The 22,670-nt window shown below is 49.0% G+C and carries 12 protein-coding genes; 5 read left to right on the forward strand and 7 right to left on the reverse strand.

What is annotated here, in order from left to right; translation table 11 throughout:
* Nucleotides 1–25: 25 nt before the first annotated feature.
* Entirely contained in the window at nucleotides 26–1,072 is a 1,047-nt protein-coding gene (locus IT233_08500; GenBank protein ID MCC7302668.1) for a M42 family metallopeptidase, read from the forward strand.
* 63 nt (nucleotides 1,073–1,135) lie between these two features.
* Here the strand turns inward: IT233_08500 and IT233_08505 are convergent, their stop codons facing one another.
* Entirely contained in the window at nucleotides 1,136–2,311 is a 1,176-nt protein-coding gene (locus tag IT233_08505; protein MCC7302669.1) for a thioredoxin family protein, read from the reverse strand.
* 86 nt (nucleotides 2,312–2,397) lie between these two features.
* Between IT233_08505 and IT233_08510 the strand changes: the two genes are divergently transcribed.
* Together IT233_08510 and IT233_08515 are read left to right on the forward strand one after the other, a co-directional pair.
* Nucleotides 2,398–5,691, forward strand: a complete 3,294-nt coding sequence (locus IT233_08510) for a SpoIIE family protein phosphatase (GenBank protein MCC7302670.1) — start codon at nucleotides 2,398–2,400, stop codon at nucleotides 5,689–5,691.
* A 245-nt stretch (nucleotides 5,692–5,936) separates the two neighbouring features.
* Nucleotides 5,937–9,674: a gliding motility-associated C-terminal domain-containing protein gene (locus IT233_08515; protein MCC7302671.1), complete on the forward strand. Its 3,738-nt coding sequence runs from the start codon at nucleotides 5,937–5,939 to the stop codon at nucleotides 9,672–9,674.
* Between the two features lie 52 nt (nucleotides 9,675–9,726).
* Here IT233_08515 and IT233_08520 read toward each other — a convergent pair whose 3' ends face one another.
* The 4 genes from IT233_08520 to IT233_08535 are packed head-to-tail and all read right to left on the reverse strand — an operon-like array spanning nucleotide 9,727 to nucleotide 18,384.
* Nucleotides 9,727–11,880, reverse strand: a complete 2,154-nt coding sequence (locus IT233_08520; GenBank protein ID MCC7302672.1) for a tetratricopeptide repeat protein — start codon at nucleotides 11,878–11,880, stop codon at nucleotides 9,727–9,729.
* 35 nt (nucleotides 11,881–11,915) lie between these two features.
* Nucleotides 11,916–12,920 carry a type IX secretion system membrane protein PorP/SprF gene (locus IT233_08525; protein MCC7302673.1) on the reverse strand — a complete coding sequence of 335 codons (1,005 nt, stop codon included), beginning with the start codon at nucleotides 12,918–12,920 and terminating at the stop codon, nucleotides 11,916–11,918.
* Between the two features lie 24 nt (nucleotides 12,921–12,944).
* Nucleotides 12,945–15,875 (reverse strand): gliding motility-associated C-terminal domain-containing protein, encoded by a 2,931-nt coding sequence (locus IT233_08530; protein ID MCC7302674.1) that lies wholly within the window; start codon nucleotides 15,873–15,875, stop codon nucleotides 12,945–12,947.
* A 58-nt stretch (nucleotides 15,876–15,933) separates the two neighbouring features.
* The gene (locus tag IT233_08535; protein MCC7302675.1) at nucleotides 15,934–18,384 is read right to left on the reverse strand and encodes a carboxypeptidase-like regulatory domain-containing protein; all 2,451 of its coding nucleotides are present in this window, start codon (nucleotides 18,382–18,384) and stop codon (nucleotides 15,934–15,936) included.
* A gap of 81 nt (nucleotides 18,385–18,465) precedes the next feature.
* Here IT233_08535 and IT233_08540 point away from each other — a divergent pair, with 81 nt between their 5' ends.
* A complete protein-coding gene (locus IT233_08540; GenBank protein ID MCC7302676.1) occupies nucleotides 18,466–21,042 on the forward strand; it encodes a lamin tail domain-containing protein in 2,577 nt (858 codons plus the stop codon).
* A 4-nt stretch (nucleotides 21,043–21,046) separates the two neighbouring features.
* Nucleotides 21,047–21,688, forward strand: a complete 642-nt coding sequence (locus tag IT233_08545; GenBank protein ID MCC7302677.1) for an NAD(P)-binding domain-containing protein — start codon at nucleotides 21,047–21,049, stop codon at nucleotides 21,686–21,688.
* A gap of 151 nt (nucleotides 21,689–21,839) precedes the next feature.
* Here IT233_08545 and IT233_08550 read toward each other — a convergent pair whose 3' ends face one another.
* Together IT233_08550 and IT233_08555 are read right to left on the reverse strand one after the other, a co-directional pair.
* Nucleotides 21,840–22,148, reverse strand: coding sequence for a hypothetical protein (locus IT233_08550; protein ID MCC7302678.1), 309 nt, complete (start codon nucleotides 22,146–22,148; stop codon nucleotides 21,840–21,842).
* Nucleotides 22,145–22,670, reverse strand: a 526-nt coding sequence (locus IT233_08555) for a hypothetical protein (protein MCC7302679.1), incomplete at its 5' end; no start/stop codon positions are given. The genes IT233_08555 and IT233_08550, both read right to left, overlap by 4 nt.

Here is a 22,670-nt window from a genome sequence, read left to right on the forward strand (position 1 = left end):
CCCTTAACACTTTAATCCGAAAGTTATGGCTATCAACGTAAAACTTCTCAAGCAGATCTGTGAAATCGCCGGAGCGCCCGGGCACGAACAACGCGTGCGTGAACTGGTGATCCGCGAAGTAAAAAAACTTTGCGACAAAGTCACGGTAGATAATATGGGGAATGTTACCGCCTTCAAAAAAGGAAAGAAAAACAAAAAAGTGATGATTGCGGCACACATGGATGAGATTGCGTTCATGGTTACGCACATTGACGACAGGGGCTTTCTGCGTTTTCTTCCGTTGGGCGGCTTTGATCCAAAGACGCTTACTGCGCAACGTGTGATGGTACATGGGAAGAAGGATCTTCCGGGGGTAATGGGCTCCAAGCCCATCCATATCATGACCGCGGAAGAACGGACCAAAGTGGTACCCATCACGGATTATTACATTGATCTGGGACTGCCGAGGAAGGAGGTGGAAAAGTACATAAAAGTTGGGGATACAGTTACCCGCGAGCGGGAACTGATCGAAATGGGGAACTGCGTGAATTGTAAGTCGCTGGATAACCGGCTCAGCGTATTCATACTTATTGAGGTACTGCGCGAATTAAAAAATTCACCCTACGATGTGTATGCCGTATTCACCGTACAGGAGGAAGTGGGAATCCGCGGCGCCAGGGTTTCTGCACTTCAGATCCAACCTGACTTCGCATTTGGTCTGGATGTAACCCTTGCTGTAGATGTTCCCGGCTCAAAAGATCACGAAGTAATCACACACATGGGAAAGGGTACCGCCATTAAGATCATGGACGGTTCGGTGATCTGCGATTACCGGATGGTGAACTATATGCGCGAAACGGCACAAAAAAAGAAGATTCCCTTCCAGATGGAAATTTTACCGGCGGGCGGCACTGACACAGCGGGATTGCAGGGTATGACTGCCGGTGGAAGCATTGCAGGATGTATTTCCATTCCAACGCGGCATATACATCAGGTAATTGAAATGGCGGATAAGAACGACATCCGGCACAGCATCAGTCTTCTGAAGGAGTGTCTTTTGGGGCTGGATAAGTATAACTGGGGATTTAAATGAAGAATGTAGTTACTGGTATGCAGTGTGCAGCAGAACTTCCTGCTGCACACTAACCATTGCCTACTATTTCAATTCCTCGATTTTCTTCAGAAGATTTTCAGTTTCCTTCACATCTTCCCCCGCCTCCTTTCCCAACTCAAGAGCCTTTAAAGCTGCCGCCCTGGCGTCAGCTTTTCTTCCCAGCTTGTACAGAATGGATGCATGGGTGTCGTTATTGTAATATTTACTATCGAGCTCTACAGATTTTTTTGCCCAACGCGCTGCATGCTCCAGCATCGCTTTGTCACTCACACTCTCATAAAACTTCCAGGCGAACGAATTCAGCTGCGAGGGGTTCTCCATTGCATATTTCTCAACGTATTTCACCGTTACTGCAGCAAAGGATGTCCAGTCGCCGACTGCGCTATAATACGCAATCTGCCCTTTCCAGATAATTCCATCGGCATCGCCAGCCATGTTCGCCCGGATTTCCTTCTCCATTGCGTCCAGCGCCACCTTATCTTTGGAGCGCGCAATTTTTGCAAAACTTCGTTCATATACATTCTGAATCTTCCGGCTCACCGAATCCGCAGTGTACTTCTTTCCGAATTCATCCTGGTGCTTCAACAGGTAAACAAACGCCGGTGAAGCGGATGAGGTAATATGCCTGTAAAGCATATTCCAGTTAAAACGCGATGAAAACTCCTCCGGCTTCACATGGGAAAAATACTTGTCCACCCGCTCTCCTACCGGCGCACATCCATCTGACAATGCGGTAAACAGCGCTGCGACAATAGCGGCATCGCCGGGGCTGGTGTTAAACTTTTCCTCGAGCCAGAGTAAGGTAAGCTCCGGCTTCAGCGCGTCTTTTCCTTTCTGAATAAAATTCTGCGGAGAATCAGATCCGCATACCCGGTGAACCAGCTTCCCGCTACCGTCAATAAAAAGAAAGGTGGGATAGGCCTGAACTCCGTAGGTTTTTGCCAACTCAATTCCCTCACCACTCTCCATGTCAAATTTAGCGTTCACATAGCTGGAATTGTAAAAGTCTGCCACTGTGTCGTTCGTAAAAACATTCTTCGCCATCCACTTGCATGGTCCGCACCATGTTGTGTACGCATCCATCATGATCAGCTTATTCTCCTTTTTTGCCTTTGCAAGTATCTCCTTCCATGTTCCGGTTTCAAACTGTATTGCCCTGTTCTGGGCCGCAGCTACACCGCAAAACAACGCCATCGTAATTAAAATGCAATTTCTCATGTGCCTGATTTTGTAACCATAAACTTACCAAAATTCCGCAAACTTTCCTGTTCCTTCATCCTGATTTATTGTAATTTTCGCATTCTATGACTCCGCACCTTTTGCTGGTTCTCAGCGCATTGTGTCTTTCCCTGGCTCCCCTCCGGGCACAGGAACTGAAATTGCGCCGGATTACAGTAAATGAAGGACTCCCGGTTAACACCATAAACGCCCTAGCACAGGACTCCCTTGGCTTTATCTGGATGGGAACACCATCCGGACTGGTTCGATACGACGGGTATAGCCTTACACTTTTTAAAAATAACCCAACGGATAGTTTTTCACTTTGCCATGACGGCATCCGCAGTTTTGCCTGTGGCACGGGTGGTGAACTCTGGATCGGAACCCGCAACGGACTCAGCCGTTTCCATCCTTCCTCCGGCCATTTTAATAATCTAAGCGCCGACAGTACACGGCCGGAAAAACTCAGAGACGGAAATGTCAGCTCATTGCTTTTTGTAAGAGGTCAGCTTTGGATCGGGACAATGGGAGGTGGGATCAGCATTCTGGATACTTCCACCGGCAATATAAAACATCTCCCCTTTCAGTCCGTTCCTTCCAGACATATACGTGCGATCATTGCCGATAAAACCGGGAGCATTTGGGTTGCCACTGTGGAGAACGGGGTCGTTTGCCTTAATACCGAAGGAAAAATCCTGAAACATTTCACCACCGCCAACGGACTTAACAGCAATGAAACCAGAAATATCTTTGCAGATTCCAAAGGAACTATCTGGATCTCCTGCTGGAATGCCGGACTGAATGTGTACGAACCTTCTTCCGGACAGATCCTCTCAGGCAAAGATTCCTCGTCCTGGCTTCGGCACATCCGGTATTCACTTGTTTCCTCCTTCACAGAAGATCGCCAGGGACGGATTTGGCTCGCTACTGCCGAACACGGTGCGGGCATCTGGAATCCGCAATCGCAGAAGATGATTTATACAGAAAGTGATCCGGACGACCCCCGCTCCCTGAGCGACAAAACCACGCTCTCACTGCTCCGTGACCGGTCGGGTCTGATTTGGATCGGAACCTGGCACGGAGGAGCCTGCCTCTTCGATCCGCTTGCACATCTTATCCGCCATTACCGGGCCAGCGGAAAAAAAACAGGCACCCTTGCTTCCAACGTAGTCTGGAGATTCGCTGAAGGAAAAAACGGGAAAATATTTCTTGGTACTTCCAGGTCGCTACATGAATTTGATCCCGTCAGCGGTTACGCCAGCGTTATAAAAACCTTTCCGGACGGAACGGACGATGTACCCACTACCAACACCATTGTGCAGGCGATTCTGGAAACGGAGACCGGGGATCTGTGGCTGGGAACCAACGGCGCCGGAGTTTATTTCTGGGATGAGAAAAAAAAGAAATTCACCTGTTACACCTCCACCGACCAGGGAGGAAAATTCCCTTATCACACCTGTTACTGGATCCATCGCGATCTTTCAGGCGGAGTCTGGTTTTGTACCACGGGAGAAGGATTGGCGAAATACCTGCCTTCCACGGATACATTTGAAACGTATTCCTTTTCAGAAACCGATAGCAACAGCCTTAGCAGTAATATCCTTTATTATCTGCTGGAGCGCCCCGACGGAAAGTTCTGGCTGGCAACCTCTGAAGGCCTTGATCTGTTTGATCCCAAAACCGGGAAGTCCACCCGTATGAAACCCGGCAACAAAGAAGTCCGCACATTGCTCTCCAAAGGTGTATATACATTCACGTATAGTCAGAACGGCCGCCTCTGGATCGGTACAGCCGGAGGCATGTGCAGTTATCAGGAGTCTGCCAATACCTACACTATCCATACCGCAGACGCCGAAGGGCCGGGAGATGCCGAAATCATGGGGCTTACCGAAGACGAAGAGGAACGTCTCTGGATAAGCACAAACAAAGGATTATATATCATGAATATGCGTCAACCGGCTTACCGTTTATTGGAACCCGCCGACGGAATTCAAAGCCGGCAGTTTCTTCTGAATGCCATTTACAGAGATAAGCAAGGCCGTATTTACCTCGGAGGAGTAAACGGTTTCAACATGATTGATCCGCGAACCATTGCGTTCAATAGCACACCCGCTCCTGTGATCTTCACGAAACTTACCGTGATGAACGAAGAAGTGCCCCAATCAAAAACAATCTCCGTACTTCCTGAAATTGAAATCGCCTATTCCGATTACTTCTTTTCACTGGAATTCGCCGCCTTGGAATTTTCCGATCCGGCGCGCAACCGGTATAAGTATTTTCTGGAAGGACTCAGCAAAGAATGGGTTGAACTGGGTACTACCCGTTTTGTCACTTTTACAAATCTGAGTCCCGGCCGCTACGTTTTAAAAGTAAAAGCATGCAATAATCACGGTATCTGGAACGAACAACAAGCCAGCCTGATTATCATTATACCTCCGCCCTTTTATATGACCTGGTGGTTTTATACACTTTGCGTACTGAGCCTGCTGGCGGGGATATGGTATTATATACGCCGGCGGGAGAAAAAATTACAGGAAGAAAAGGCCTATCTTGAAAACGTAGTGTCGGTACGCACCCGGGAGCTGCGCGAAGAAAAAGAAAAAGTAGATGTAGCGCATAAAGATATTAAAGACAGCATCAACTACGCGAAGAGAATACAGGAAGCCACACTTCCACTGGCAGCTGAATTAAAGAAAAGCCTGGCAGATTCCTTTATTCTGTTCATGCCGCGCGATGTGGTGAGCGGCGATTTTTACTGGTTCCAGGAAAAAGGAGACGACGTTTTCATTGTGGCGGCCGATTGTACCGGACACGGGGTGCCCGGTGCGCTGATGAGCATGATCGGATCTTCCCTCCTTGCCCAAATCGTTAATGAGAAAAATATCCACCAGCCGGGGCGCATTCTTTCGGCGCTGAATGAAGACCTCCGAAAAGCGCTTAAACAACACCTCGCAGATTCTGAAACCCGGGACGGGATGGACATCGCTCTCATCCATCTGAACAGGCGTTCACTGGCTGTATCATATGCCGGAGCCAACCGACCATTGTACATCATCCGGAAAAATATTCCGGAGATCGAAGAGGTCCGTGCGAGTAAGTTTCCTATCGGCGGATCCGGTAATGAAGAAAAGCATTTTGAAGAACATCATCTACAGTTGAAACCCGGAGACACCTTATATATATTCTCCGACGGATACCCGGACCAGTTCGGAGGTGGCACAGGGAAGAAATTCATGACCAAGAATTTCAAGCGCCTGCTCATGCTTAATCATGCCCGGCCCATGGAAGAAATCCACCGGCAGCTACGGGAAGAATTCGAAATCTGGAAAGGCGAATTCGAGCAGGTAGATGATGTGCTGGTGATTGGGATCCGCGCCTAAACTGTTTATAACTTATTCCTCCGTTACCCTTCCTTCGACGAAGAAAAAGGTGCGTTGGTCTTAAAACTCATTATGATCTTCCTCACAAACCTCGCCGTCGTCTAAATTGTTTAGACTTCCGAAACCATCAAAATCCCCTGTCGTTAAAGGGGGTATAGTTCATTGCTTCATGTCTCACTGCCTTAAAAAACGGAGGTCCTATGTTGTGCCGTTACACCTTCCAACTTGTATCATGGGCTATGTTCATGGTACTGTTCATCCTCACCACGTCAGAAGCGTATGCTTCACACGCACAAGGCGCTGATCTCACCTATCAATGCCTTGGAGGAAATCAATATCAATTCACTCTTAAATTCTACCGCGACTGCTCCGGCGCCAATGCTCCCAACAATGTTACCATCGATTGCTCATCCGCTTCCTGCAACCAGAATTTTCAGCTCACGCTGAACCCTGTTCCCAATACGGGAATTGAAGTTACTCCCATCTGTCCTTCTCAAACCACCACATGTACCAACGGAAACAACCCGGGGGTGCGCGAATACATTTACCAGGGTGTAACCAATATACCCGCATGCAGCGACTGGATTTTTTCTTTCACCCTTTGCTGCCGGAATGCTGCTATTTCCACCATCAACAATCCGGGTGCGGAAAATATCTATGTAGAAGCCAGGCTCGACAATCTGAATTTCCCCTGCAACTCCTCTCCCACTTTCACGAACCGTCCGGTACCGTACATTTGTGTAGGTCAATCTTTCTGTTTCAACCACGGTGCATCCGATCCTGACGGCGATTTGCTTGTTTATTCTCTGATTCCTCCCGCCACCGGACCACTGACCACCGTAACTTTTCTGCCCCCCTATACCGCTGTGCAGCCCCTTGCCAGTACTCCACCGGTTAGTTTCAACACACAAACAGGAGATATATGTATGACCCCTACCTTGCTTCAGGTGGCCGTTATGGCCGTACGTGTAGAAGAGTGGAGGAATAACCAACTGGTGGGATCCGTGATCCGCGACATTCAGGTTCAGACTCAGGTGTGCTCCAACATCAACCCTTCGATCAACGGAATTAACGGAACCGGAGTATATGTACTGAACGGATGCGCCGGGGCACCGATCAATTTTTTTACCAACTCACTGGATCCGGATCCGGGACAGAACATCACTATGACCTGGAACAATGGTATCACCGCAGCCACCTTCACCGTGAGCGGAGGTCCGCTGCCAACAGGAACATTTTCCTGGACTCCTACCGCAGCTAACGTAGGCCCGGCGCCGCACTGCTTCACCGTAACGGTGCAGGATGACAACTGTCCGGTTTATGGAAGTCAGACCTACTCCTTCTGCTTATACATCTCCGGAATAAATGTGAGCATTGTGGGTTCGAATGCGAATTGCGGTGCCAGCAATGGTTCTGCCACAGCGAGTGCCAGCGGAGGTACGGGGCCCTATTCATATCAATGGCTACCAAACCTTGGCAATAATGCCACACAAAACGGCCTGGGTGCAGGCACTTACACCGTGGTTGTTACCGACGTTAACGGGTGCCAGGGCAGTGCCACTGTAACCATACTGAACAACGGCATGCCGGGAAACATTCAGATGCTGTCAACCATGGTTTCCTGCGCAGGCGGAAATAACGGAACAGCCACCGCCAATGTGAACGGACAGCCGCCCTTCACTTACCTCTGGTCGAACGGCGGAACCACAGCTACCATATCCAATCTTACCGCCGGAACTTATTCAGTGGTGGTAACCAATGGTCCGGGTTGTACCGCAACTGCAAGCGTCACAATTACCGCTCCGGCTTTGCTTTCACTTACCTCCGTTCAGGGCCCGGTTACCTGTGCCGGCGGCAGTAACGGTTCAGCAACGGTGATTCCCGCCGGCGGAACCGGTCCTTATTCCTACCAGTGGTCGAACGGAGCTACCACCGCAACGGTCAATAATCTTTCCGCACTGAATTACTTTGTAACAGTAACAGATGCGAATGCCTGTACTGCAACTATCAATATTCTCATTACAGAACCACCCCAGCTTCAGACTGCGCTGAGTGCGTTCAACAATGTAACATGCTTCGGCGATACAAACGGATCTGCTTCCGTACTGGTCACCGGCGGAACTCCACCCTATGCATACCTCTGGAATACAAATCCGCCCCAGATCTACCAAACCGCAAATAACCTGGGTGCAGGAACCTACCAGGTGATAGTGACTGATGCAAACGGATGCACCTCCACAATGAATGCAGTGATCAATCAACCCCTGCCAGTAACAGCAACGTTCAGTTCCACCCCCGTAAGTTGTTACGGAGGGAATAACGGTTCTGCATCCGTATCTCCCTCCGGTGGAACGGCACCCTATACCTTTTCATGGAATACCGTTCCCATTCAGAATTCCCAAAACGCATCCAACCTCTCATCCGGAAACTATAATGTAATCATCACCGACATTTACGGATGTTCAGGAACTGTAATAGTAACGGTGAACCAGCCGACCCCGCTGGTTGCAACAGTGTCCAATGTATCTCCGGCAACATGTAACGGCGGAACCAATGGAACCGCAACAGGCAATGCTACCGGAGGCACCTTCCCGTACTCCTATCAATGGAATACAACACCTCCGCAGAACAATGCGGCCGCCACCGGTTTGAGTGCCGGCACCTATACACTTACGATCACCGACGACAACGGATGCGCGGCGGTAACCACTGTTGTGATTACGCAACCTGCGCCGCTTTTCACCCAAACATCGGGTAACGATACCATCTGCCCCGGACAAAACACGCTTATCAGCGCCAATTCCTACGGCGGGTCAGGACCATACACTTATCTATGGAATCAGGGGCTTGGCTTTGGTCCTGCCCATATCGTTGGGCCGAACAATACCACCATTTATACCGTAATCACGACAGATGCCAATGGTTGCACTGCCGGTCCGGATACTGTAATCCTAAGCGTTTTTCAGCTTAGCTCCGCCAACATTTCCACCAGCGGAACCCCGGCAGTGTGCGCCGGTTCCCAGGCGCAGATCAGTGCATCGGTTTCCGGATTCACAGGACCGGTAACCTACTCCTGGTCGCATAACCTCGGAAGCGGACCCGGTCCTATCAACGTATATCCCACGGCTACCACTACGTACACTGTTACCGTTACCAACATTTGCGGTATAAGTGCAACTTCCGCAGTCACGATTGTGGTAAACCCGATTCCGCAGATCATTTTAAGTCCGGTTACTTCCACCGGATGTGATGCTGCTACGGTTTCCTTCACCGATACAGCATCGGCGAACTTCGGATGCACATATAACTGGAACTTCGGTGACGGGCATTATTCCACCGCCCAGCATCCTGTACATCAGTACACACAAACAGGAGCGTATACCATAACAGTAACCATCACCTCGCCGTGGGGATGTACAGGAACCGCCACCACATGGGCTGCCGTAACTGTGAATCTCTCTGCACAGGCACAATTCACGGCGAATCCCGTGTACACCACGAACCTTTCGCCGACCATCACTTTTACCGATCAGAGTACCAATGCCTCCTCCTGGTACTGGGACTTTGGCGACGGCAATACTTCCACGGTACAGCATCCGGTACACACGTATACCAGTGAAAATACGTTTCGTGTAATGCTGGTCACCAATAATGCCGCCGGGTGCCCCGATACGGCCTGGCTGGATGTGAAGGTGGATCCCGAATTCACGTTCTACATTCCGAATGCCTTTACACCTAACGGGGATCACATGAACGACGAATTTCGCGGAGAAGGTGATGAGATCACGAGTTACAAGATGGAGATATTCGATCGCTGGGGGATGCTGATATTCCAAACCGAAAATTTATACAGGGGGTGGGATGGCCGGGCGAACGGAGGGAATGAAATTGCACAGGAAGATGTGTACGTATACAGAGTAGTTCTTCGGGATTTTGCGCAAAAAGAACATACATTCACCGGGCATGTAAGCCTGATCCGATAGGCAGATCAGGAGAAAGCCGCTGCCGCAACGGTACCGGCGGCGGCTTTCATTTTTATACCCTCAGGCCGATAATACAAATATCGTCTACTTGTTCAAGCTCGCCCTTCCAGTCGAGGAAAGTCCTCAGCAGTTTTTCCTTTTGCTGCTCCGGCGGAAGCAGATGAACGGAGAGTAGCAATTGTTGCAGTTGCCGGTATTTAAACTTCTTGCCCCGCGGGCCGCCAAACTGATCGGAATACCCGTCAGTAAAAATATACAGAACATCTCCCTTTTGGAGCGCAATTTCCTTCAGGGAGAACTGGCGTATTTCCTCTCCTACAAAGGCGCCCACCGGAAACTTATCTCCCTCCACAATAATCAGCTGACTTTCCCGGATGAGGTAGAGCGGATTGTAGGCGGCAGAAAACTCCAGTTTCATAGTGCCGGGGTCAAATGAACAGAGTGAAATATCCATTCCGTCTTTCACGGAGGATTCTTCTGATTCCTGATGGAGCGTTTTTGTGAGTTCCCTGTTCACCGAGTTAAGAATGAGGTGTGGCTTGCTCAGTCCGAATTCATTCACCGCGCGGTTCAGCAGATTATTTCCCACGATACTCATGAATGCACCCGGAACACCGTGACCGGTACAATCCACCGCCGCAAACATTACGCATTTGCCAAAGCGTTCAAACCAGTAGAAATCACCGCTCACGATGTCTTTCGGCTGATACAGCACGAAAGATCCGGGCAGTAATTCCTTACGAAACTCATCGGGGGGAAGAATGGCCTCCTGTATGCGCTTGGCATATTTGATGCTGTCTGTAATATCTTTGTTCTTCTCCTCAATCTCTTCGTTGCGCAGGTTGATTTCGCGGTATACCTTCTCCAGCTGTATGTTTTTAACATCCACCTCTGTTTTCTGCTCCTCAATTATTTCCTTCTGTCGTGAGATCAGCCGCATCCTGTTAAACAGGAAAACAGAGAAGACAATCAGGATGAGTGCGCCCGTGATAGTGGAGATCAGGATCACCCGTTGCTTGTCCATTTCAGACTGATACAATAAGTCCTTCTGTTCCGCTTCTTTCTCCTTCGCCACTCTTTCCTTGCCAAATTCCATCTGCAGGCGCAACTCCGTCATCTTCCGGGCTGCATCGGCGCTCATGAGTGAATCCTCGATATTTTTGAATTCCACCAGGTATTTGTAACCGGTTTTATAGTCGTTCTTCAGCACATAGATCGTAGACAATTGCTTACTGGCATCCTTGATCAGATCGGCATAATTAAGTTCTTTCCCGGTAGTATAAGCCTGGAAGGCGTATTTCTCCGCCAGGTTCAGTTCACCCGTACGAAGGTAAACCGACGCCACATTATTCAGATTGATGCCGAGGTCAATCCGGTTGCCCAGCTCCTGTTGTATTTTCAATGCTTCCAAAAAATAATTCAGTGCCTTGGGATAATCGGGATACTTCCGGTAAATCGCACCGATGTTCACAAGCGACTGCGCTTCACCGGCTTTATCTCCCGCTTCCCTTCGGAGTCTCAGGCTTTCTTCCATGGCCTCCATGGCGAGATTCAACTGATTGTTCTCAAGGTAGATGGTCCCGATGTTATTATAAGACATTGCCAGGCTCTTCTTATTTCCCAATTCTTTCTTCATCTCAATGCTCTTCAGATAATAAGTCAGTGCGTTCTTGTAATCATCCTGAGAATGCAGCAGCAACCCGATATTATTGGTGGTAGCCGCTATGTTTTCGCGGTCGCCAACGCCTTCAAAGATCTCCAGCGCTTTTTTATAATAATTCATTGCTTCCTGAAGGTTTCCCTGGTATTGGTAGATGTAGGCAATGTCATTCAGGCATTTTCCTTCACCGAGTGCATCGCCGGTCTGTGCATACATATCGAGGGCAAGCAGGTAATTATTCAGCGACTCATCCAGCTTACCCAGGTCGGTGAGTGAATATCCCATGTTAAAATAGGCACGCGCCATTCCTTTTACATCATTCGCCTGTTTGTACAATACACAAGCCTTCCGCGCGTATTCGTAGGAAAGTTTAAAATCGGAACCCTGCAGAAGCTCCCCCAGTTCAATGTAGGCTGCCGCAGCCGCCCGCTTATCCTTGCTGCTTTTTGCCACATGCAAAAGCGAATCCTCCCGACCGGCTGTTGCCGGATTCAGGCAGATAAAAAGTATAAAAAGGATGGCTAAAGTTCCCGGTCTCGCCGCCATAATTTTAAAAAGCCCCCGCAACGGGGGGCTCTGTATTACTTCTGTTCCTTACTATCGTCCTTCTTCTCCTCAGGGTTATCTTTCGGCGTTTCGTCCTTAGGAGCATCGCCTCCGCCCTCCTCCTTCTTTCTTTTCGTAAGATTTATTCCCAGCATGATCTCATGATTTCCGCCCGCATTGTAAGTGCTCAGATCACTGATCACAAAGTCATAAGAATAACCAACCATGTAGAATTCCTTGAAGCGGTATCCTGCCATTACGGCCACAGCATCTCCGGCCCGGAAGGTTCCTCCAATATTAAATTTTCCTTTGATCTTCAGGTTTGCGTTGAAGTCCACCTGCACGGGAGCGCCGGTTACCCGCTTAATCATAAACGACGGTTCAAGAAACATATCTTCCGCGAGCTTGATCTTATAGCCGAGGGAAGCATAGATATGCGGTACTTCCTTCACAACATAGAAGCTGTCATTCGCGGCGATCTTGAACGGAATCAGATCAGGAACACCGATACCGATCCAAAAGCTTTTACCGGTGTAGGCGATTCCGAAATTGGCATTGGGATTATACGTACGGAAATCGCCGGCATTGTTGTACACCACAGGATCGGTATTCCCCTGGGCATCAAAGATGAGTGAGTCAGTAGCCAGGTGAAAGCGGTAAAATACGCCGGAAACACCGAATGACAAGCGGTCGGTTTCTCCGATTTTAACGGTGTAAGAATAGGAGGCATTGATTCCGGTACGCGTGACTGCACCGAAACGGTCGTTGAACAGATAACCGCCTATTCCCATCTTACCGTCCAGCAGAGCGGTATGATAACTCAGCGTGCGTGTTTTAGGATTCCCGTCGAGGTTCATTCCTGTCCACTGATCCCTGACAAACAGACGAAGCGGAGCAAACTCCGTCTCCGAACCTGCGAGTGCAGGGTTGATCACGAAGTTGTTGTTCATGTACTGGGTAAACATCTGCAACTGCTGTGCATTCAGAACGCACGGGAAACAGGTTGCAGCGAACGCGATGGTGATGATGATCTTTTTCATGGTCATGCTTTTTTCGGGTGCAACTTATTTCAGGATTGTGAGTATGCCTTTGATGGGTTCATCATTGGGTGAGAGTTTCAAAACGTAATAGTAACTGCCTCCGGGCAATGCCTTGCCTTTGGCATCCTTCCCGTCCCAGTTATTCTTGTAGTCATCTTCCCTGAAGACAAGATGACCCCAGCGGTTAAAGATTTCCAGACTCACATTGGAATAATAATCCAGATTTTCGATGTACCATGTATCGTGCTGGCCGTCGCCGTTCGGAGAGAACGCGTTGGTCAGGTACACACAGTACTCGGTGGTCCAGTCCACAATGGTAAACGATGCCGAATCCGTACATCCGTTAAAATCGGTTACCAGCACAGAATACGTTCCGGGGGCAAGCATTTCAATCTCATTATTCGTTCCGCCGTTATTCCACAGGTAGGTGTAAGGCGAAGTTCCGCCGCTTACCGAGGTTACATGTGCTCCACCGTCGTTCCGCTTACACTGCGAAACCGTAGTATCCGTAACAAGAGACAGCGCAGGGGGAGAGACAAGGGTTACTGCAATAGACTGGGTACATCCCGAGGAATCCGTCACCACCACCGTGTAGGTGCCGGGAGCAAGTCCGGTTGCCTGTGCCGTTGACTGAGCCGGAACGGTGTTCCAGCTATAGGTGAAAGGTGTCGTGCCTGATGTAACCGTTACTGTTGCTGTTCCGGTATTACCGCTGCTGCAGAGCGGATCCGCGTATTGCATATTCAAAGCCATCGTATTCAGTGAAGTGATGGTTACCGACTGCGTCTGGCTGCATCCGTTAGCATCCGTTACAATCACGGTATAGGTGCCGGGAGTCAGCGCGGAGGCGGTTTGTGTGGTCTGACCGAATGGATCATTCCATAAATAAGTGAAGGGTGCTGTTCCTCCGTTGGTGGTGGCGGTAGCCTGTCCACTGTTCGGATTACCGCAGGTTGCAGGCATGCCGGCCGTATTTACCATAAAAAGCGGGTTCACGTTCACATTCACTATGGCTGTAGAAGTACATCCGTTCACAGAAGTGCCGGTTACGGTATAGGATGTAGCAGTGGTTGGCATCGCTGTAACAATAGCTCCCGTAGTTGAACTCAATGTTCCTCCCGGTGCCCAGGTATAGGAACTGGCACCGGACGCCGTCAGATTCGTAAAACTTCCCTGACAAATTGCGATGGTGTTGGGTGTTACAGTAACCGTTGGTGTCAGATTTACAGTAACGGTTACGGTAGAGGTACTGGGAGGACATCCGGACGCTGTTCCGGTAACGGTATAGGTAACCGTGGTTGTGGGAATACACATGACCGTGTCATTGGTAGTGCTGCTCAGGAAGGTGGCCGGCGACCAGGAATAATTGAGCGATCCTGAAGCAATAAGCGTCAGTGAGTCTCCTGTACAAACGCTTGGATTATTGGGTGTGATGCTGACGTTGGGAGGAGGATTTACCACAATGAGTGTTCCCGCAGTATCGGAACATCCGTTTGCTGCGATGGCAATCACATAATACTGCGTGGTAACCGTGGGGGCGGCCGTAACTGTGGCACCTGTTGTTGCACTCAAACCCGTGGAAGGAAACCAGTTATAGCTTACTCCTCCACCACCCGTAAGATTGAGGTTGTTTCCCTGGCAAATCAACCCTGCCGGAGGATTTACTGTGGCGGTGGGAGCAGGAATCACATTCATTGTAAACGTGATGGTATCCGTACATCCGTTCGTATTACCGATTACGGTATAAGTAGTGGAAGCCGTAGGAAGACAGCTAACGATTGAGCCCGTTGTTGCGCTGAGTCCGGAAGCAGGAGACCAGGTATAGCCGTTGGCGCCGGAAGCAGTTATCTGCATGGGTGAATTTGAACAGGTTGTGGTATTAGCCATGCTCACTGTAATCGTAGGAAAAGGCGTAACGGTGATAATCGTGGTACCCGTATTTGTACATCCGTTCACATCCGTTCCCGTAACAGTGTAGGTGATGGTGGTGGTGGGATTTGCCATCACAGAAGATCCGGTGGTGGCACTGAGTCCGGTAGCAGGTGCCCAGGTATAGGTAAGTCCTCCGGTAGCCTGCAGGGTAAAAGAATTACCGGAACAGAGAAAAAGACTCGGCGGATTGATGGCGATGGAGGGAGGTGTAAGATAGTTGATCGTTACCGTATCCATGGAAGGCGGGCAGGTTCCGTTGCTGGTGGTCCAGATAAACTGATTGGCACCCGTACCCAGTGAAGTGACTCCGGAGGTAGGAGAAGTGGGAGTAGTAACTACTCCGTTCCCGCTCAGAAGCGTCCACATACCAGAACCCACAAAAACCGTATTTCCCGCAAGGGTGGTAAAGTTATTCGGAGGACAAATATTCTGATCCGGTCCTGCATTAGCCGGAGTGGGCGGCAAGTCAACCAGAATACGGACGGTATCGTCCAGCGGTGAGCAGGGCGCATTGGCAATGGTCCATATCAGGATGTTGATGCCGGGAGTAAGTCCTGTTACAATTGAAGAGGGATTATTTACCTGGCTTACCACTCCGCCTCCAAAAATCACGCTCCAGGTACCTATTCCAAAAGTGGGTGTGTTCCCCTGGAGTGTGGCGGTATCATTACATATTTGCTGATCGGGGCCTGCCAGTGGTGTGCTGGGAGGATTCTGTACAGTGATATAGTTGGTTTGAGTCAGTGTATTACTTCCGTTCACGTTGGAAACGGTAAGCGTTACATTGTATACCCCCGGTGAAGTATAGGTGATCGTAGGATTCTGATTTGTAGAGGTAGCAGGAGTTCCTCCCGGAAAGCTCCACGACCAGGCAGTTGGTCCGCCTGTAGAAGCGTCAAAGAAACTCACGTTTGAGCCCTGACAGACGACCGTTGGAACGGCGTTAAAATTTGCGGTCGGAACCTGGGCAACAGCGGTCAGTCCTCCGGCTAATAATAAGAGCGCACTGAAACGTTTGATCATAGGGGTAGGATTTAAAGGTTCCAAGATAGTAAAAAACAGGGATATGAAAGGCGTCTTTCTAGTCTACAAAAATCCCGAATCTGAAGCCTGTAACAGGCTTGCGGTCAGGCTCGAATCCCATCACAAAATCAGCACGGACCACCCCCAGTTTTTCCAGCCCGAAGAATGCTTCAAGGTAGTTTGGCAACTGCTTTGTGGAGAGGAAGTGCACACCGGCAATATCCGAGAGTTTGAGTCGCCGCATCAGGGGCAGTTTATTAACAATAAACCCTCCGAAGCGGTGCTCCGCATGAACTTCCAGGAATTCGCTCAAGGTACTGTAAGAATAATAATCAAGAAGATTGTAACGGGTGAGCGCGAAGGTGGAATAGAGTGTTTGATTCCCTGCAAAATGCTGCCGGTCGGTGAAATAGATTGTTCTTCCCGACAAAAAGGTGCCCGCGGTAATCATATACGTTAGAGATCCAAGTAGTTTCAGTTTAATTTCATCATGTATAGAAATCTTCAACAGATCAAAATCGGGTTCTGATCCTCCGATGCCCGCCACCGCTTTGCGGTACGCGATCACGAATGCCGGCCACTTTGACCCGGTGACGATTTTTCTCCCCGGACGTGTTATATATTTCTGTCCGAAACGGAGGCGGACATTCACATCCGCGTAGAAGGCACGGTGGGAGGGAAAAACTGCTGTTAACTCTGAAGAAGGGTTGAGGGGATTATTCCCTGCATACTCCCGCTCCTCATAATTGATCCAATGGTAGAAGGAAGTATTGTACAAGGGTTGTTTCCAGGCATACTCCCCTCCCACCCTGAAGTATAAACCATTGATAATTTCCATATCATGTTCAATGAGAATGAATGATTTGGAGAAAAACCTGGCATAATTCCGCTCATCCAGCAGGCTGTACAGTGAATTAAGCAGGGGGCCCACTGGATTTGTTTCATTCAGCTGAGGCGTATGCTGCCCGCCCGCAATTTTCCACCTTGAAAAATGCTTCGGGTTGTAGGAATACTGCAGGCTGAAAGTGGCGTTGATCCGTTCGTCAGAAAATCCGTAAGAAACATGCGCCCGTGCAGCGACCCTCTTGTTATTTTCCATCCGCTGACTGAACCCTAGATGAATTCCCGCAACAGGACCCTGTACCGTATTAAATGCGATATTTGCGATCAGCGGCGAGACCTCCCATTCCCTCTTTTTGTACCTTCTGTTAATGGTCATTCCTGTCAGAAAGATTTTACCGGCCGTAGGTTTATTGGTCACCCGATCCACAGAATCAAGATAAGGTTCCGAGGTTCGGATTTTTTCGGTGCTGTCTTTTTTCCGGTAGTCTGTTTTCTCCTCGGTTGTCAACGGCACGGGCCGCACGCTGTTCCAATAGGATGAATCCTTTTTATTGGCATCCTCTTCCACTTTCCATTCCTCGCCGGTGAAGAAATTCTGCGGCAATACCGGATCTATCACATAATTGGAATGCACTCCCATGAATACTCCGTTTCCCTGAATGCCGAAGAAACTGAACGAGAATTCGAACCGGTTGGAGAGAACCATCCAAACATCAGGTTTCACTGGGAAATAAACCTGCTTTACCCGCAGCGTATCCACGAAAGAGATCTGTGCGTTTTTTGTAAGATACAGGTCCGTACTATGTATCTTCCAGCTGTTCTCAATGATATAAATGAAGCCGCGAAAACAGGGATCGTTGTCTCGTTTGGGGATCACTTCGATCTTGTTTACCATTTCGCCGTTCTCCATAAAACTTCCGTGCAGGCGGTAACGGTAAAAGAAGAAAGCGTTAGCGTTGATGGGAGAAACAAAACCGCGCTTGCTCAGATCCTCCACTTCGATCAGGTTCTCATAAAAATTAAACATCATATCGGAGGCCCGGTTATAACTGAAAGCGCGGTTATTGCCGCTGATCCTGGAGGAGATCATTTCTTCCCGGATCTTGTCCTTCTGTTTAAACCAGTATTTTGAAACAGATTCAGAGAGATAAACGATCCCGGACACCGTATCAATATTTCCCCTGGGATCCACCTGCATACCCATAATTTTTTTTGGGAATTTTGTTACTCTCTGCAGTCCTTTGATATATACATCGCAGGTAAACGATTCAACCTGCTCCAGATGGTATTTTCTTTTTGTTATTGCACCACGTATTACGGCATACGCCGGATCTTCTTCGCCGGCATTGATCTTAACTTCCGCAAGATTATAAACTTCCGCCTCCATCATCACCGGCACTTCCTGCTTTTCGCCGGAAACAACTACCGGCAATGTCAGTGTTTTATAACCGACCATCCGGAATACAATATCATAGTTCCCCGGTTCCAACTCCAGGCTGAATTTCCCGTTCTCATTGGCCGTTGTACTGCGGTGTGTTCCTGCCACATGAATATTTACAAACGCCAGGGGCTCCCCGCGCAGATCGGTAACAGTTCCGCTCACCCTGGTGGCCAAAGCAGGGGCTGAAACCAGAAATGCAGCAAATAACAAACAACGGGTTAACATGACCTGAATGGCAGAAAGTTACATAAATTAACATCAGCTTTCATGAATTGTGATAAGCGGAATCGTATCTTTGAATCCCCAATGAAAACGCACTGCTTCCTCTGCCTGTTTCTATTCTATCCGCTTCTTTTTTCCGCACAGGTAAATGACGCCTTTTCCGACGGGAATTTCAACGCCAACCCGGCCTGGACAGGAAACGACACTGATTTTACGGTGAACGCCTCCTTCCAGCTTCAGCTGAATTCCTCCGGCAGCGACACCAGTTACCTCTGCACTCCCACTACCTATCCGCTCAACAGCTGCGAATGGAATTTCTGGATACGGCTGAATTTCTCTCCCAGTGCATCCAACAATGCCCGTGTCTATCTTGTATCGGATCAGCAAAACCTTCAGGGACCGCTGAACGGATATTTTCTGCAGTTCGGAGAAGCGCTTTCGAACGACCAGGTAGAACTTTTCCGTCAGACAGGAACCACCATCCAGTCTGTGTGCCGGGGTACCACACTGATCGCCTCCGCCTTTGCCATTCGCGTAAAAGTACAGAGGGATAATTCCGGATTGTGGACTTTATCCATTGATCCTTCCGGCGGTATCAATTATGTGCAGGAAGCACAGGGTACGGATGCTACCCATATCAGCACTTCCTTCTTTGGCTGGAACTGCTTCTATACCAGCAGTAACTCCGCCAATTTCTATCTGGACGACGTGTACACAGGAGCACCCATCGTGGATCTTGCTCCTCCGGCGGTAGATTCCGTAGCTGTTAATGTTACAGGTCAGGTGGAGATTTATTTTTCAGAAAACGTGGATCTCACCTCTTCACAGAATACGGGCAACTATCTGATCAGTAACAGTGTTGGTAATCCGCTCACTGCAGTGCGCGACGGATCCAATTTCTCCCTGGTAACTCTTCAGACAAATCCGCTTCCCGTGAATACGCTTCTGACACTTACCACAACAGGTGTATCCGATCTTTCCGCCAACCCTATCACCGTTGCCGAAGTAGATACCTTTTATTTTTCCTTCCCGGACTACAACGACATCGTAATCAATGAGATCATGGCAGATCCTGATCCTCCGGTAGCACTCCCCAATTATGAATACGTGGAATTGTATAACCGCACTTCTCTGCCGTTTTATTGCAGGAATTACAGCATCACGGTGGGAACCAATATGCAGCTGCTACCTGACTTTGAAATCCTCCCTGACAGTTTTGTTGTACTTACATCTACAACCGCTGCTTCCCAGTTTCCGGGTATTCATGTCATTGGAGTACCCTCTTTTCCCTCCATTACCAATACCGGTAATACCATAACGGTAAAAAAATCTTCCGGCGTTCCCTTGTGTACCGTTTCGTACGACGATTCCTGGTACCGCGATCCCAACAAAGAAGACGGAGGATATTCTCTGGAACAGATTGATGACCAGATGCCCTGCACCGGAGCCATTAACTGGAAAGCATCGGAAAGCGCTTCAGGCGGCACCCCGGGGAGAAGGAACGCCGTAAACGGAATAACACCTGACAATTCCTTTCCCTTAATGCTCCGCGCCACGGTGACCAATCCAACACAATTGCTCGTTTATTTCTCCGAACCGGTAGATTCCATCGGAACATTTTCCACCTCTCCGCCGCTCCCGGTGATTTCACCGGTTTTTTATTCGGATGACCACACGGTAATCAGCGTAACTCTTGGAAGCTCTGTGCAGCCCTTTACGGCATACCTTCTCCGTTTAAACGGCTATCATTCCGATTGTGCCGGTAATCTGATCCCTTCAGAACAAACCGTGAAGTTCGGTATTGCCGAGCCTGCACTGCCCGGCGATTTGATTCTGAATGAGCTACTCCCTGATCCGTACGAGGGGGGTGCGGAATTCGTGGAAATTTACAACCTCAGCAATAAAATTCTTGACCTTTCCTCTCTGCAACTGTCCGGGCAGGACACCCTGACAAATGTACTGGAGGATGTTCATCGCCTGAGTACCGAAAGCTTCATTATTTTCCCTTCTGAATTTATCCTGCTCTCCACCGGAAAATCGCAAGTGTGCTCATTTTACAACTGTCCGCCGGAAGGAATCTTTGCAGATCTCTCTGACATGCCCTCGCTGAGCAACGATGGGGATGTAGTAGTGTTGAGCGATACGCTGGGCACTATCCTTGACAAGGTCATCTACACGTCCGACTGGCAGTTCAGTCTCCTTCAAACCACAAAAGGTGTTTCACTGGAACGGATCCGTTACGATCGTCCGACACAGGATGCCGGAAACTGGCACAGCGCCTCTTCCGCCGTAAACGGCACCCCCGGCAGAGTAAACTCACAGTTCATGAATGAAGGTAGCAGCGGCAACATGACGGTGAACCCTGAAATCTTTTCTCCGGATAACGACGGACATGAGGACATCCTGGAAATCAATTACCAACTTGACAAAGCCGGCTTCACAGGATCGCTGATCATTTATGATCAAAAAGGCCGTTTGGTACGCCGGCTGGTAAGGAACCAGATACTGGGAACCACCGGGGCGTTCACCTGGGACGGCACGAACGATGGAGGAAAAAAAGCGCTTACCGGTATTCACATTATTTATTTTGAATTATTCCATGCTGACGGAGAGGTACGGACGTATAAAAAAGTTTGCGTGGTAGGCAGTAAACAAAACTAAACTTATGAAAAAGAAAATCGGTGTTATTGGTTCCGGCATTGTTGGGATTACGCTGGCAAAAGGGTTTGCGAAACACGGTTATCCGGTAACCATCGCTACCAATCATCCGGAAAAAACAGCAGCCATCAAAGAAAAAACGGGGGGGAATATTCCTGTTGCCGGCTTTGAAGAGACGGTGAACGGCTGCGACGTTGTAGTTCTTGCTGTTAAGGGAAGTGCTGCAGAACAGGTGATAAAATCACTGGCGCCGCTGCTGAACGGAAAAACAGTGATAGACACCACCAATCCGATTGCCGATAAGCCACCGGTGAACGGAGTATTACCGTACTTCACTGATCTCTCTTGTTCCTTACTGGAAAAACTGCAGGAACTTGTTCCCGCAGCGCGAATAGTTAAAGCATTCTCCTGTGTAGGAAATGCGTATATGGTAAATCCTGTTCTCAGCCCTGCACCAACTATGTTCATCTGCGGCGACGATGAGGGTGCGAAAGAAGTTTTAAAATCTATTCTCGGTGATTTTGGCTGGGAGTATGAAGACCTCGGAAAAAAAGAAGCAGCCAGAGCCATTGAACCTCTTGCGATGTTATGGTGCATACCCGGCATGACGGGAAAGGGATGGAGTCACGCGCTGAAGCTTGTGCGGTAGCTCTCCCTCGAGAGGGGATGTTTCAGAAAGAAGGAAAAAGCAAGGGCGGATTCGCTGCGCTCACCGCCCCTCGCGTTAACAGGGGTGAGGGGAATTGGTTAGGAGAACGGGGAAGAGAGGAACAGAGCAATCAAAAGTAAAACCCTGTTTGCTACTTCTCCTTCTTAAACTCATCTTTATGTGCGGGCCACCAGGTGTTGACGAAGTAGTAACATATCATTTCAAAGAATTTCCCTAGTTCAGTATCTAAAAATTTCTCGCCATCCTTAGCTTCATAAATGGGCCGCATATTAATATAGCCTCCCGCCTCATATTGCAATTGCCTATGATGAACAGCGTTTTCGATTGAATTTAAATACCTTATGATTACATGTTTTGCGGGCTGATCAGGCAAGGTAGCGTCTACCTCGTTCCGGGCTTTAGTTATTGCTTCTCTAAATTGATCATCGTTGGTAATCATTTTAGCAGATTTGGTATTGGACCTTCAAGTAGCTTCACAAGATCATCATTTTCCCATAATTCCCGAAGTATAAAAACTTGCTCTCCGCCCCCAGTGGCATAAGGTCCAAAATCCTGTTGCCCAACCTGGCTGGCCACCTTACCTCGTAAAACAGGTATTCCCCTTTTCACCACCAACTTAGAAATATACTCAGCAGAATTCCCAATTGGCAATGCTAAAAGTCTTTTTGCGTCCATTGGCGCAAGTTGTCGAAAGGAGAACCAATAGCTTCTCAAATAACCATCCGGGGAAATATGTCGAATCAGCTCAAGGTCCACTGTTGGTGTAAATAACTCAATGGTTCCTGCCTGAAAGGCCATCTCTACTTCTTGTCTTTTAATTGGCGGTAGCCGATTCAAATAATCCTCCACTGTTTTGATTTCGCTGACCCAGGAGGGGAGGCCGGTGGGAAGGGGTGGCAGAAGATCGGCTTCAAGATCGCGTTTGAAGGAATCCTTGTATAGGGTTTTGAGCTTTTCGTAA

The organism is Bacteroidia bacterium (genome assembly GCA_020852255.1).
Lineage (GTDB): Bacteria > Bacteroidota > Bacteroidia > JADZBD01 > JADZBD01 > JADZBD01.